Raw genomic sequence first — 13,147 nt, 5'->3', positions numbered from 1 at the left:
AGGGAACGGATGGCCAACGGATGACGGACAACATCTTCGCGACGAGCGTGTTCTTCCGGCTCGCGATCGGCGGCAATGACCTGGGCGCCTTCCACACCTGCTCCGGCATGGGGGCGGAGGTGGAGATGGAGACGTACGCCGAGGGCGGCAACAACGGCTTCACCTGGCAGTTGCCCGGCCGGGTGACCTGGTCGAACATCACGCTCACCCGGCCGGTCACCGCCGACACGGCGAAGATCGGACGCTGGCTCGACGAGACGCTGCGCCGGGTGGAGCCGAAGGACGGCGAGATCGTGGCGCTGCGGCCGGATCTGAGCCGGATCATCAGCTGGCAGGTGCTGGGCATCGTGCCGGTGCGCTGGCAGGGGCCGTCGTTCGATCCCTCGACCTCGCAAGCCGCCGTGGAGACGCTGGAGATCGCCCACGAGGGACTGAGGCCTTCCTGATGGCCGCTGTTCGTACCAGCCGGGCCCGGGCCCAGTTGACCCTGAAGGAACCTCCGGCGGCGGTGGGCGCGAAGCCCGGGGGGATGATCGCGCGGCTGGATCTGCAGTTCAATCCGAACACCCTCCAGCTGCGCAAGACCACCGAGTGGCGGCGCAGCCCGTCGCGGATGGCCGGGCAGTCGGCGTTGCCGGAGTTCGTGGGCAGCGGGCCGCGGGAGCTGAGTCTGGAGGTCTTCCTGGACGCGACCTCGACCCATGACAACTCGGTCGAGCAGGCCGTGGAGAAGCTGATGAAGGCCTGCGTGCCGACACCGGCGAGCCTCGCGCGGAAGAAGCCGGCCAGTCCGTGGGTGCGGTTCGAGTGGGGTACGGCGCGGACGACGTCGTTCGACGGGGTGCTGTCGAGCCTGTCGGTGACGTACACGCTGTTCGACGTGGACGGCAAGCCGCTGCGGGCGACCTGTGCGCTGTCGGTGGAGGAGGCGAGCGTCGACCCGCCGGGGCAGAACCCGACCTCCGGTGCGCGTACGGCCCGCAGCACGCACACCGTGGTGGCCGGGGACAGCCTCGCGCTGCTGGCGTGGCGGGAGTACGGCGACGCGACGGCCTGGCGGGTCATCGCGGAGGCGAACGGGATCGACGACCCGATGGCCCTGGTGCCCGGTACCGAACTGGTGGTGCCGGCGCTCGGGGACACGGGCGGTGAGGAGGAGCGGTGACCACACCCGAGGCGCGCGGCGGACGGTCGTTCGCGGCGGACCCCGTCGTGGAGGCGCCCGGTGAGCTGCCGCCGGTCTGGGCGGCGCAGCTGGTGAGCTGTGTGGTGGACGAGAACGTGGGTCTGCCGGACACCGCCGTGCTGACGTACCGCGATCCCGACCACGAGTTCCTGAAATCGACCGGCATCACCCTCGGCACCCCGCTGCGGGTGTCGGTGGTGACGGTCGCCGGGCAGGCGCGTGAGCGGCTGTTCAACGGCGAGGTCACGGCGGTGGAGATCGACCGGGACTCCACCGGGTCGTTCACCGTCGTCCGTGCCTACTCCGTCGCCCATCGGCTCCAGCGCGGCCGGAAGGTGGTGGCGTACCGGAACATGACGGCCGCCGCCATCGTCCACAAGGTGGCCGCCGGTGCGGGGCTGCCGTGCGGGAAGGTGGAGGCGGCGCCGGTCACCTACAAGCAGGTGTCGCAGGCCAACGTCTCCGACTGGGACTTCCTGCAGTACCTGGCGGGCGAGAGCGGCGCGCTGGTGCGGGTCGACGACCAGGGGGTGCTGCAGTTCACCAAGCCGGAGAAGGCCTCCGGTGCGCCCGCGCCGACGACGCCGGCCACGCAGAGTCCGATGGTGCTGGAGTACGGGCGGAATCTGCTGGCGCTGCGGGCCGCGCTGTCGGGGGCGGACGGTGCGTCCCAGGTCGAGGTGCGCGGCTGGGACGTCACCACCAAGAAGTCGCTGGTGGCCCGGCAGCAGTCGGTGACCGGCGACACCGTACTGCCCGGACTGGCCCCGGAGTTCGGCGCCCGGTTCGGCAAGTCGGCGAAGCTGACGGTGACGGACACGCCGTACCGGACGCAGGCCGAGACCACAGCGGTCGCGGATGCCGTGGCCGCGCAGGTCAGTGCCGGTTTCGGTGAGTTGGAGGCGGTGGCCGAGGGCAATCCGCGGTTGCGGGCGGGGCGGCCGGTCGCGCTCGGCAATGTGGGACCCGCGTTCTCCGGCCGGTACACGGCCACGGCCGTGCGGCACAGTCTGGATCCGCACGGCGGGTACCGGACCACGGTGTGGGTGAGCGCCAGCCCGGACCGTTCCCTGGCGGGCCTGGTGACCGGTGCGAACGCCCCCGGGCGCGGGCCGCGCATGCCGGGTCTGGCGATCGGCGTGGTGACGGACGTGCGCGAGCCGGGCGGCGCGCAGAGCGGCGGGGTCCGGCTCACGTTCCCCTGGCTGGACGACACGTACGTCACCGACTGGGTGCGGACGGTGCAGTGGGGTGGCAAGGGCGGCGGGGGTGTGGTGAGTCCCGAGGTCAACGACGAGGTGCTGGTCGGCTTCGAACAGGGGCTGCTGGACAGCCCGTACGTGATCGGCGGTCTGTACAACGGCGTGGACCGGCCCTCGCCGCACGACGTGCCGCTGGTGGACGGGACCAGCGGCAAGGTCAACCGCCGTTCCCTGGTGTCGCGTTCGGGGCATCGGCTGGAGCTGCTGGACGCCCCGGCACCGGGACCGTCCGGGGTACGGCTGCGCACCGCGGACGAGCGGCTTGAGGTGCTGCTGGACGACCGGCACGACCGGATCGAGTTGACGGTGTACGCGGCCGGCGGCCGGCGGGCGCTGTCCTCGGTACGGCTGGACGAGCACGGCATCACGCTCGACGCGACGACCGGGAAGGTCAGCGTGAAGGGCGGGACCGTGGAGATCGACGGCACCACGGCGGTCCGGGTCGGCGGCCGCTCGGTGAGCGTCACCGGGCAGACCGACGTCACCCTCGACGGCGGCCTGCTGGGCGTGCTGAAGGCGGATCTCGTGCGCATCAACTGACTGCCCATCAATTGCTTACCCGTTGACCATGGACTTCGAGGAGCCCGGCATGCCCGCCGCAGCCCGTACCGGCGATCCCACCAGCCACGGTGGGGTGATCGCCACCCCTCCGCCCGGCGCCGCCGCCGCGGTGGCGCGTGTACTGATCGGCGGCCGTCCCGCCGCCGTCGTGGGCAGTCTGCACACCTGTGTGATGCCCCCGCACGCGGCCCTCGGCCCGGCCAACGTGATTCTGCCCGATCCGACCGCGCTCGTCTCGGGCGAGGTCCTCATCGGCGGGTTGCCGGCCGCTCGGGCGGGCGACACCACCGCGTGCGGCGCGACCGTTCAGATCGGCGCGCCGAACGTGCGGATCGGGGGTGTGTGATGAGCGAGCGGTTCATCGGGCGCGGCTGGGCGTTCCCCCTGCGGGTCGGGCCGACCGGCGGGATCGCCATGGTGGAGCGGGAGCGGGAGATCGAGGAGGCGATCCGGCTGGTGCTGGGCACCGCGCCCGGCGAGCGCCCGATGCGGCCGGAGTTCGGCTGCGGGATCCACGACTTCGTCTTCGCTCCGGGCGACGGCGCCACCGCGGGGCGGATCGCGGGGGCGGTGCGTGAGGCGCTGGAGCGGTGGGAGCCACGGATCACCGTGGACGACGTGGCGGTGGCCTTCGACGCGGTGGACGACGGAACCCTGTACATCGATGTGCGCTACACGGTGCGCTCCACCAACGACCGGCGCAATCTGGTGTTTCCCTTCTACACGATCCCCTCCGAGGAGGGGGCCGAGGAAGCGGTCGCGGACTGATGGCCCTGCCCTCCCCCAACCTGGACGACCGGCGGTTCCAGCAACTCGTCGACGAGGCGAAGCGGTACGTACAGCGGCGTGCCCCGGAGTGGACCGACCACAACGTCTCCGATCCGGGCGTCACCCTGATCGAGACGTTCGCCTATCTCGTGGACCAGCTGCTGTACCGGCTGAACCGGGTGCCGGACAAGAACTACACGGCCTTCCTGGACCTGTTGGGGATCCGGTTGTTCCCGCCGGCGGCGGCCTCGGCCGAGGTCGACTTCTGGCTGTCGGCGCCGCAGCCCGACACCGTGACGCTGCCCGCCGGCACCGAGGTGACCACGGCGGGCGGCGACGCGGAGGAGCCCGTGGTGTTCGCGACCACGGACGAACTGCGCGTCGTACCCAGCGAGTTGGTCCGGCTGGTGACCACTCCCCGCACCGGCGAGCAGACCGACCGCACGCGTGAGCTGGCCGAGGGCCGGGACGTGCGGTGCTTCCAGGCCGCGCCCGAGCCGGGGGACGCGGTGCTGTTCGGGCTGCCCACGGCGGTGCCGCGGTGCATCGTCGCCGTACGGCTGGACAGCCGGGTGGAGGGTGTCGGCGTGGACCCGCGGCAGCCGCCGCTGGTGTGGGAGGTGTGGGACGGCGGCCGCTGGCAGGTTGCCGAGACCGGGTCGGACACCACCGGCGGTCTGAACCGGCCCGGCGAGGTGATCGTGTACGTGCCGGCCGGACACACCGCGTCGGTGATCGGCGGGACCCGGGCGGGCTGGCTGCGCTGCCGGGTGACCGAGGCGGAGCCGGGTCAGCCGTTCTACTCGGAGTCCCCGACCGTGCGCGAGGCGACGGTGTTCACGGTCGGCGGCACCAGCACGGCCGAACACGCGGAGACGGTCACGGACGTACCGCTCGGCGCGTCGGAGGGGGTGCCGGGCCAGACGTTCCGGCTCGGCCGTCCCCCGGTACTGCTGGACGGCGAGCCACCGGTGGTGGAGGTCTCCTCGGCCGACGGCTGGCAGCGCTGGGAGGTGGTCGAGCACTTCGGCCGCTCGGGGCCGGCCGACCGGCACGTCCAAGTCGACGCCACCACCGGCGAGTTCACCTTCCCGCCCGCGCTGCGCGAGCCGGACGGGACACTGCGGCTGTGCGGCGCGGTACCGGAGAAGGGCGCGCAGATCCGGGTGTCCCGCTATCGCACCGGCGGCGGCCCGGCCGGCAATGTGGCCCGGGGCGCGATCTCGGTGCTGCGCAGCTCGGTGCCGTACATCGCGCGGGTCACCAACCGGGAGGCGGCGCTCGGCGGGGTGGACGGGGAGAGCGTCGCCAACGCCAAGCTGCGGGCGCCGGACGCGCTGCGGATGCAGGAGCGGGCGGTGACCGCCGAGGACCACGAGATCATCGCCCGGCAGGCGGCGCCGTCGGTGCGCCGGGTGCGCTGTCTGCCCGCGGCGGAGGGTGCGGGCGCGGTGCGGGTGCTGGTGGTGCCGGACGCGGTGGCCGACGAGGGCGACCGGCTCCGCTTCGAGCAACTCATTCCGTCGGACCAGGTGCTCGCCGCCATCACCGGGAGCCTGGACGAACGGCGGCTGATCGGGACCCGGTTGGTGGTGGAGCCGCCGGTCTACCAGGGCGTCACGGTCGTCGCCCGGCTCGCGGCGGCCCCCGGGGACACCGACCGGGTGCGGGACGCGGCCCTCGCCGCGCTGTTCCGGTACCTCAATCCGCTGCACGGCGGACCGGACGGCACCGGGTGGCCGTTCGGGCGGCCCGTGCAGTACGGCGAGATCTTCGGCCTGCTGCAACGCGCCACCGGCAACGCGCTCGTGGAGGAGATCCGGCTGTTCCCCGCCGACCCCGTCACGGGCCGGCGGGGCGCTCCGGCGGACCGGGTCGACGTGGCCGCGGGCGCGCTGGTGTTCTCGTACCAGCACCAGGTCGTCGTACAGCCCCTGGAGCCGGGAGGCCGGGCATGAGCCGCGCCGCCGTACCCGGCCTGCCGAGCCGGCACCCCATCGGCGGGCTGCTGCCCGCGCTCTACGCCGACGACGACTTCGCCCAGCGGTTCACCGGCGGTCTGGACACCGTCCTCGCCCCGGTGTTCGCGGCGCTGGACAACCTGCCCGCCTATCTCGACCCGCGCGTGGCGCCGCTCGACTTCGTCGCCTGGCTGGCGTCCTGGGTGGGCTCCGACGACGACCCCGAGTGGTCGGCGGACCTGCGCCGCGAGGCGGTGGTGCGCGCGGTGGAGCTGCACCGCCGGCGCGGCACCCGGCGCGGCCTGGTCGAGCGACTGCGGCTCACGCTCGGGGTGAACGCCGACGTCAGTGGCGACGGCGGGGCGGCGTGGTCCCGTACCCCGGGCGCCGACCTGCCGCCGGCGCCGTCCGGCGCGGTGCTGGTCCGGGTGTGGCCGGGCCGCGACCCCGCGGTGGACGAGCACCGGGTCCGCGAGGTCGTCCGGTCCCTGTGTCCGGTGCATGTCCCGTGCCGGGTGGAGTTCCTGCCCGGCCCGCCCTCCGACGAAGGGAGGTGACGCCATGCGCGCCTGTCCCGTGTGCGGGGCGTCCAACGACCCCACCGACGACTTCTGCGGCAACTGCGGGTCGTATCTGGGCTGGTCCGAGGAGGGCTCGCGGGGTACGTCCGCGCCGGCACCACCGGCCGCGCATGGACCGACAGCAGCTGCCAACAGCCATACCACGCACGGTAGTTCAGAGTCCGCAGCTGGAACCGACGGTGAAGAACACCGTACGGAAGAGCATGGTCCCACCACGTCCCGCACCCCCGCCACCACCAGCAACACCCCGCCCGCGCCGGCCCCACCGGTCCGCCCCGAGCGTCCGGTGCCGACGCCGGCCCCGCCGCAGACCGAGGCCGTCGGGCCCGTGCAGCCCGCGAAGCCGGTCGCGCCGCGTCCGGTCGTCCGGGCGGTGGCCGGGCCGGAGGAGGTGTCCGGGGTGCCGTGCCCGGTGTGCGGGACGCCCAATCCGCCGGGCCGCCGGTTCTGCCGCCGCTGTGCCAGTCCGCTCACCCCGGCGGCGGACCGGGATCCGCTGCCCTGGTGGCGGACGATCTGGCCGTTCCGGCGTCAGGTGCGGGCCGGGTCCGGGCGGTGGATCCGGCTGCTGGTCGTCCTGGCCGTGATCCTGGCGCTGTGCGTGGGCGGATTCTTCCTGCTGCCCGCCGGGCGCGCCCTGTTCGAGGACACCCGGGACAAGCTCGGCGGTGCCAAGGCCGTCACCCCGGTGGAGGTCCACGCGAGTGCCGAGGCGGCCGGGCATCCGGCGAAGGACACCACCGACGGGCTCAGCAACCGCTACTGGGGCGCGCCCGGTGCCGGGGCCTCGATCACGTACACCTTCGGCAAGCCGTTCCGGCTGGTCGACCTCATCATCACGAACGGCGCGTCGACGGATCCGGAGGAGTACGCCCGCGAGGCGCGGGCGCTCCGCATGAAGATGGAGGTCACCTCGGCGGACGGCACGGTGCACCCCAAGGAGATCGACCTCAGCGACAAGCCGGGAACGCAGACCATCGCGACCGGGGTCGACGACGTGGTGAAGGTACGGCTGGTGCTGGGGGCGGTCACCGGCCTCACGGCACAGCGTCACGTCGCCCTCGCCGAGGTGGAGTTCTTCCAGCGGAGCTGACGTACGACGGGGTCAGCGGGGCGCGTCCATGCGCTGGGTGCCGATGACCGACAGCAGCCGGAGCGCCTCCTCGGAGGGCGAGCCGGGGACGGCGGTGTAGATCACGACCTGCTGGTCCCGGTCGGTGAGGTCGAGGGCGTCGCAGTTGACGGTGACCGGCCCGACCAGTGGGTGCTGGAAGGTCTTGCGCAGGGTGGGTTCCACATCCACGTCGTGGGAGGCCCACAGTCGGGCGAACTCCGCGCTGCCGGTGAGGAGTTCGCGGATCAGGGTGCTCACCTCGGGATCGTCCGGGTAGCGGGCGGCGGCGGTGCGCAGGCGCCGGGCGGCGTGGCGGGCGAACGCGTCGGTGTCGGACACGCCGTACAGCAGGCGTCCCCCGGGTCGCGGCCCGAGGAAGGCCCGGCGCGCGAGGTTGCGGTCGCGCCGGGGCAGGGCCGAGAAGTCCTCCATGAGGGCGGCAGCCAGGTCGTTCCAGGCGAGGACCTCCAGCATGGCGGAGGTCACGAAGGCAGCGGACCGGGGCAGCCGGTGCACCAGGTCGAGGATGCTCTGCCGTACCTCGCGCGAGGGCCCGGGCGGCGGTCCCACCGGGGCGCCGGCCAGGAGGTGGAGGTGGTCGCGTTCGGCGTCCGTCAGCCTGAGGGCGCGGGTCAGCCCGGTCAGCACCTCGCGCGACGGTCGGGGGCCGCGGGCCTGCTCCAGCCGGGTGTAGTACTCGGTCGAGATGTAGGCCAGCTGCGCCACCTCCTCGCGACGCAGCCCCGGTGTGCGGCGGCGCGGCCCGGCGGGCAGGCCCACGTCGGCGGGGCTGATCCGCTCGCGCCGGCTGCGCAGGAAGGCCGCCAGTTCTGCTCTGTCCACACCCCCAGTGTGCGCGGGCGCCGGGAGGCCGATCCAGGTACTGCCGGTGCCTGGATACGCCCTCCGCACCGGCACAGGCTCGCTGCCATGGAGAACACACAGACCACCGACACCTCTCTGGGCCTCCTGACCGGCAAGGTCGCCTTCGTGACCGGCGCCGGGCGCGGGATCGGCGCCGCCGCGGCCCGGCTCTTCGCCCGGGAAGGGGCCCGGGTGCTGCTCGCGGCTCGTACGGAGTCCCAGTTGAAGGCGGTGACCGAGCAGATCCGGGCGGCGGGCGGCACCGCGGACCACGTGGTGTGCGACCTGGCCGACGCCCAGAGCGTGCGGGCCGCGGTGGACCGTACCGTCGAGCTCTACGGCCGCCTCGACGTCGCCTTCAACAACGGTGCGACGATCCAGCCCCCCGGCCCCATGGATCAGCTGCCGGAGGCCGAGTTCGACCACGTCTACGCGGTGAACCTCAAGGGCGTCTGGCTGGCCATGGTCGCCGAGGTCGCCGCCATCCGGGCGACCGCCGGGACGGGCGCCATCGTCAACAACTCGTCCATCGGCAGCCTGCGCGGCAATCCCGAACTGCCCGCGTACGGTGCGATGAAGCGGGCGGTGAACAGCCTGACGGAGTCGGCCGCCGTGACGTACGGCCCCGAGGGGATCCGGGTCAACGCCATCGCGCCCGGCAACACGCTGACGGAGATGATCCGGACCTGGGAGGAGCGGGCGCCCGGGCTGCAGGACCGGCTCACGGCCCTGACCCCGCTGCGTCGCGCGGCCGACCCCGGGGAGATCGCCGAGGCCGCCGCGTGGCTGCTGAGCGACCGTGCCTCCTTCGTGACCGGCACGGTGTTGCGGGTCGACGGTGGCGCACGGGCCTGACCGCCGCCGGGGTCCGGTCAGCCGAGGCCGAGGACGCTCATCGTGTGCTCGGCCATGCGCTGCTCGCCGAGCGCGTTGGGGTGGACGGGGACGATGTTCGTCCCGAAGAGGAGCGGTTCGATCCACCGGGTGCCGAGAGGCTGGCACGCGTCGTGCCCCGCGGACGCCCGGGAGAAGTCCACGTACGTCGCCCCGGTCTCCTGCGCGGCACGCTGGACGACGCTGTTGAGGTGGGCCTGCAGGGCGTGTACGTACGGCACGTCGCCGGAGGCGATCGGCAGCTGGGCGAAGCAGGAGGGGTCGGCCGTGGCGGGCGTGATCCACGGGTAACCGAGCACCGCCACCCGGGCGTTGGGTGCCTTGGCCCGCACGGCGCTGAGCGCGCTCTTCAGGGCGGGGTAGGTGTTCGTGTCGATCTGGTCGTCGAAGGACGTGCCGTACGTGTCCTTGCAGGGGCTGCCCTTGCCTCCGCTGAATATTCCCGCGGTGCCGCAGTCCAGGATGGCGTTGATGAAGGTGCCGTTGTCGTTGCCGCCGATGGTCATGGTCACCAGGTCGGTGTCCGCGGTGACGGCGTCCGCCTGCGGGGCGAGCCCGGGGTACTGGGACGAGGTGAAGTCCTTGGTCTGGGCGGCCCCGCAGGTGACGTCCGTGAGCCGGGCCCCGGTGCGGGCGGCGATGACGTGCGGGTAGTTGGCCGTGGAGCGCAGACACAGCAGATTGCTCAGGTCGACGGGGAGGACGCCCGAGGCGGCGCTGTAACTGTCGCCGAGGGCGGCGTAGTTCAGGGGTGTGGCGGCCTGGGCGGGCGCGGCGGTGAGGCCGAGGGTCAGCGCCCCGGCGAGTGCGGAGGCCGCGGCGATGACACGGCGCAGGGCAGGCTTGGGCATGGCAGGTGCTCCCTCTTCTCGGGGTGGGGGTGCGCGAGAAAGCGGCGGCTCGGAGCAAGGGGAGTGCCGGAACTGGGGAGTTACTACAGGGTTCTACCGATAAGTAATGTGAGGGTGGTGCACCCTGGAGTCAACGTTGTTGACGGAGATTCTTCGTGGGAGATCGGGCGAGGACGGGAGGGGTGCCGTGGGCGGAGTGGGCGGAGTGGGGCGCCGGGGTGCGGGACGGGGTGGCTGGGACGACCCGGGGGTGGGCAAGGGGCTGCGGATCGCGGCGGAAGTGGCCGCGTGGGGCGGCTTGGTATGTGTCCTCGCCGGTGTCGCCGGGTTCTTCGTACGGGAGACCCGGGTGTGGCACGGATCGTGGTGGCAGATCGGCGGGCTGGTCGCCTTAGGGCTCGCGGGAGTGGGGGCCAGTGACGGGATCGAGAGGTACGTCCGGCGGATCGAGCGCTTCCTCGCGTACCGGACGATGCTGGAGAACCCGGGCCGTACGAGCGTGAACCCGGGCGAAGACCCCAGTGTGTTCAGCCTGTTGTCGCCGCTGCACAGCCCCGTGCCCTTCCGCGACCGCGAGGACGAGCTGGCCCGGCTGCGGGCCTGGTGCGAGGGCGAGGCGGACCCGCACCCGGTGCTGCTGCTCGCCGGTGACGGCGGGGTCGGCAAGTCCCGGCTGGCGCTGGAGCTCGCGCGGGCGCTCGGCGAGGACTGGACCGCCGGGCGGTTGCTGTCCGCGCACACGCACACGGTGTTTCCGGCCCTGCGCGAGCGTGGCAGGCCCGCGCTGGTCGTCGTGGACGACGCCGACATCTGCTCCGACCTCGACAGCCATATGCACTCCCGGGTGCGCGCGGATGTGGTCCCGCTGCTCGACGCGTTTCACGGGCGCCCCCAGGGCGGGCCGCCGGTGCGGTTGCTGTTCGTCGTGCGGCACGCGGAGCGGTTCCGCGCGGTGGTCTCCGAGGAACTGGGCCATCGCGGCCACGACGCCCGGTACCTCATCGACGAGGCTCCCTGGCTCGATCTGGCGCCGCCCGTGCTCGACCGCGCCGCCCTGGCCGAGCGGCACGCGGAGGCCCTCGCCGCCTTCACCGCCGTACGCGGGGACGCCCCCGCCGATGCCGGGCGCGGCACGGCCCCCGCGCCTGCCTGCCAGACCCCTCTGGACCTGCACGCCCAGGCCCTGGTCACCGCACTGACCGACGGACCCGCACCCCGCGCCTTCGAGGACATCGCCGGCGTCCTGTTCGAGCGGGAGCTGGACCGCTGGCGGCGTGGCGCCGCGTCCTTCACCGCCCCCGGATTCGCCGCGCTGCCCCGGCTGTCCCACCACCCCGAGCTGCCCGAACGCGTCATGCTGGCCATGCTGCTGACCAGCCATCGGGAGTACGTCGCCGCCACGCACGTCGTCGAACGGCTCCCTGGATTCGAGGGGCTGGACCGGGACCGGGCCCGGACCGAGACGTACGCGTGGGTGCGCTGGGCCCTCGCGCTGCACGGCGACACGCGGGCGGCCGCACGCATGGCGGAGCCCTGGATCGGACCGGAGCGGTTCACCAACTGGTTCCTCACCACACGGCTGCGTGCCGAGCCGGAGCTGTTCGACCGCCTCCAGTCGGGGCTGAACGCACGCCGGTCCGAGCATGCGGCGGCCCTGCTGTGCCGGTCCTGCGAGGACTTCCCCGAGGCGGGAGAGAACCTGCGGCGATTCGTCGCGGCGTCCCCGCCGGGGCACGGCTACGGTGCCCTGCGCGCCGCCCTGACGCTCACGCATCCCGAGCGGGTGGATCCCTGGATCGCCGAGGGCCTGCGGAAGCTGGAGCCCGAGATCCGCACCACCTTCACCAACAGCGATGTGTACGGCCTGGCACGGGTCACCGATCCCGAGCTGCTGCCGCGTTCCTTCGCCGTCCTGGCCGGCAAGTACCAGCAGCTCGAGCGGGCCGAGGCGAAGAAGGAGCGACGGCGGAAGTGGGACCAGCGCCGGCAGGCACTGCGCAAGCGAGCCTGACTGCCGGCACGGCGGGTCCACCTCTTACGGAGTCATGACGTGCCGGTCGCGCCACCGGCTCGTCGGACCGTCCACGGCTAGCGTGACCGTATGCGTGTACTGGTCACCGGCGGTGCCGGGTTCATCGGGTCCCATGTCGTCGAGGCGCTGCGGGCCGGCGGGCACGAGCCGCTCGTGTACGACGTCCGGCGGGATCCCGGCGCAGACGTGCGCAATCCGGCGGCGGTCGCCCGGGCCCTCGCCGGAGTGGACGCCGTCTGCCACCAGGCGGCGATGGTCGGGCTCGGCAACGGTGTCGCCGACGCGGCGGAGTACGTCTCGCGCAACGACCTGGGCACCGCCGTCCTGGTCGCGGCCATGGCGGAGGCCGGGGTACGGCGGCTGGTGCTCGCCGGGTCCATGGTGGTCTACGGCGAGGGCCGTTACGCGTGCCCGCGGCACGGGGTCGTACGCCCCGGCCCCCGGGCCGCGGCCGACCTCGACGCGGGCCGGTTCGAGCCCCTGTGCCCGCGCTGCGGGGCGGAGCTGAGCCCGGGGCTGGTCGGCGAGGACGCCCCCGCCGACCCCCGGAACGTGTACGCGGCGACCAAGCTGGCCCAGGAGCACCTGGCCGCCGCGTGGGCCCGCAGCACGGGCGGGTCGGCCGTGTCCCTGCGCTACCACAACGTGTACGGCCCCCGGATGCCGCGCGACACCCCGTACGCCGGGGTCGCCTCCTTCTTCCGCTCGGCGCTCGCCCGCGGCGAGGCGCCGCGGGTGTTCGAGGACGGGCGGCAACGGCGGGACTTCGTCCATGTACGGGACGTGGCGGAGGCGAACGTGGCGGCGCTGGAGGCGGAGGCCGCCCCGGGCGTCCTCACGGCCTACAACACCGGCAGCGGGGAACCCCGTACCGTCGGCGAGATGGCCCGGGCGCTGGCCGACGCGCACGGCGGTCCCCGGCCCGTGATCACCGGGGAGTACCGCCTGGGCGACGTACGGCACATCACCGCGGACTCCTCCCGGCTGCGCGCCGCACTGGACTGGAAGCCGCGGGTCGGGTTCGCGGAGGGAATGCGGGAGTTCGCGCGGGCGGAACTGCGCGAGGGGTGAAC

13 protein-coding genes are annotated in these 13,147 nt (G+C 73.3%); 11 read left to right on the top strand and 2 right to left on the bottom strand.

Features of this window, described 5'->3' with window-relative positions:
• Positions 1–20 precede the first annotated feature (20 nt).
• The 8 genes from ACH47Z_RS05305 to ACH47Z_RS05270 are packed head-to-tail and all read left to right on the top strand — an operon-like array spanning position 21 to position 7,412.
• Entirely contained in the window at positions 21–446 is a 426-nt protein-coding gene (locus tag ACH47Z_RS05305) for a phage tail protein (protein ID WP_399070704.1), read from the top strand.
• Positions 446–1,165 carry a LysM peptidoglycan-binding domain-containing protein gene (locus ACH47Z_RS05300; RefSeq protein WP_399070703.1) on the top strand — a complete coding sequence of 240 codons (720 nt, stop codon included), beginning with the start codon at positions 446–448 and terminating at the stop codon, positions 1,163–1,165. The genes ACH47Z_RS05305 and ACH47Z_RS05300 overlap by 1 nt, the downstream gene beginning before the upstream one ends.
• Positions 1,162–2,988 carry a VgrG-related protein gene (locus ACH47Z_RS05295; RefSeq protein ID WP_399070702.1) on the top strand — a complete coding sequence of 609 codons (1,827 nt, stop codon included), beginning with the start codon at positions 1,162–1,164 and terminating at the stop codon, positions 2,986–2,988. The genes ACH47Z_RS05300 and ACH47Z_RS05295 overlap by 4 nt, the downstream gene beginning before the upstream one ends.
• A gap of 49 nt (positions 2,989–3,037) precedes the next feature.
• Positions 3,038–3,355, top strand: coding sequence for a PAAR domain-containing protein (locus tag ACH47Z_RS05290; RefSeq protein ID WP_399071370.1), 318 nt, complete (start codon positions 3,038–3,040; stop codon positions 3,353–3,355).
• On the top strand, positions 3,355–3,777 hold the full coding sequence (locus ACH47Z_RS05285) for a GPW/gp25 family protein (protein WP_399070700.1): 423 nt from the start codon (positions 3,355–3,357) through the stop codon (positions 3,775–3,777). The genes ACH47Z_RS05290 and ACH47Z_RS05285 overlap by 1 nt, the downstream gene beginning before the upstream one ends.
• Complete coding sequence (locus ACH47Z_RS05280; RefSeq protein ID WP_399070698.1) at positions 3,777–5,735, top strand: putative baseplate assembly protein; 1,959 nt, start codon at positions 3,777–3,779, stop codon at positions 5,733–5,735. The genes ACH47Z_RS05285 and ACH47Z_RS05280 overlap by 1 nt, the downstream gene beginning before the upstream one ends.
• Positions 5,732–6,295 carry a phage tail protein gene (locus tag ACH47Z_RS05275; RefSeq protein ID WP_399070696.1) on the top strand — a complete coding sequence of 188 codons (564 nt, stop codon included), beginning with the start codon at positions 5,732–5,734 and terminating at the stop codon, positions 6,293–6,295. The genes ACH47Z_RS05280 and ACH47Z_RS05275 overlap by 4 nt, the downstream gene beginning before the upstream one ends.
• Positions 6,296–6,299: 4 nt before the next feature.
• Positions 6,300–7,412, top strand: a complete 1,113-nt coding sequence (locus ACH47Z_RS05270) for an NADase-type glycan-binding domain-containing protein (RefSeq protein WP_399070694.1) — start codon at positions 6,300–6,302, stop codon at positions 7,410–7,412.
• A 12-nt stretch (positions 7,413–7,424) separates the two neighbouring features.
• Here the strand turns inward: ACH47Z_RS05270 and ACH47Z_RS05265 are convergent, their stop codons facing one another.
• A complete protein-coding gene (locus ACH47Z_RS05265) occupies positions 7,425–8,276 on the bottom strand; it encodes a helix-turn-helix transcriptional regulator (protein WP_399070692.1) in 852 nt (283 codons plus the stop codon).
• Positions 8,277–8,363: 87 nt separating this feature from the next.
• Here ACH47Z_RS05265 and ACH47Z_RS05260 point away from each other — a divergent pair, with 87 nt between their 5' ends.
• Entirely contained in the window at positions 8,364–9,152 is a 789-nt protein-coding gene (locus tag ACH47Z_RS05260) for an SDR family NAD(P)-dependent oxidoreductase (RefSeq protein ID WP_399070690.1), read from the top strand.
• Positions 9,153–9,169: 17 nt separating this feature from the next.
• Here the strand turns inward: ACH47Z_RS05260 and ACH47Z_RS05255 are convergent, their stop codons facing one another.
• A complete protein-coding gene (locus ACH47Z_RS05255; protein ID WP_399070688.1) occupies positions 9,170–10,042 on the bottom strand; it encodes an SGNH/GDSL hydrolase family protein in 873 nt (290 codons plus the stop codon).
• 187 nt (positions 10,043–10,229) lie between these two features.
• Here ACH47Z_RS05255 and ACH47Z_RS05250 point away from each other — a divergent pair, with 187 nt between their 5' ends.
• Together ACH47Z_RS05250 and ACH47Z_RS05245 are read left to right on the top strand one after the other, a co-directional pair.
• Positions 10,230–12,053, top strand: coding sequence for an AAA family ATPase (locus ACH47Z_RS05250; RefSeq protein ID WP_399070686.1), 1,824 nt, complete (start codon positions 10,230–10,232; stop codon positions 12,051–12,053).
• A gap of 90 nt (positions 12,054–12,143) precedes the next feature.
• A complete protein-coding gene (locus ACH47Z_RS05245) occupies positions 12,144–13,145 on the top strand; it encodes an NAD-dependent epimerase/dehydratase family protein (RefSeq protein ID WP_399070683.1) in 1,002 nt (333 codons plus the stop codon).
• Positions 13,146–13,147 lie beyond the last annotated feature (2 nt).

The organism is Streptomyces sp. NPDC020192 (assembly GCF_044388685.1).
Taxonomy (GTDB): Bacteria; Actinomycetota; Actinomycetes; order Streptomycetales; family Streptomycetaceae; genus Streptomyces.
The sequence above is the reverse complement of the archived record's forward strand: the minus strand, read 5'-3'. Positions and strand labels throughout refer to the sequence as shown.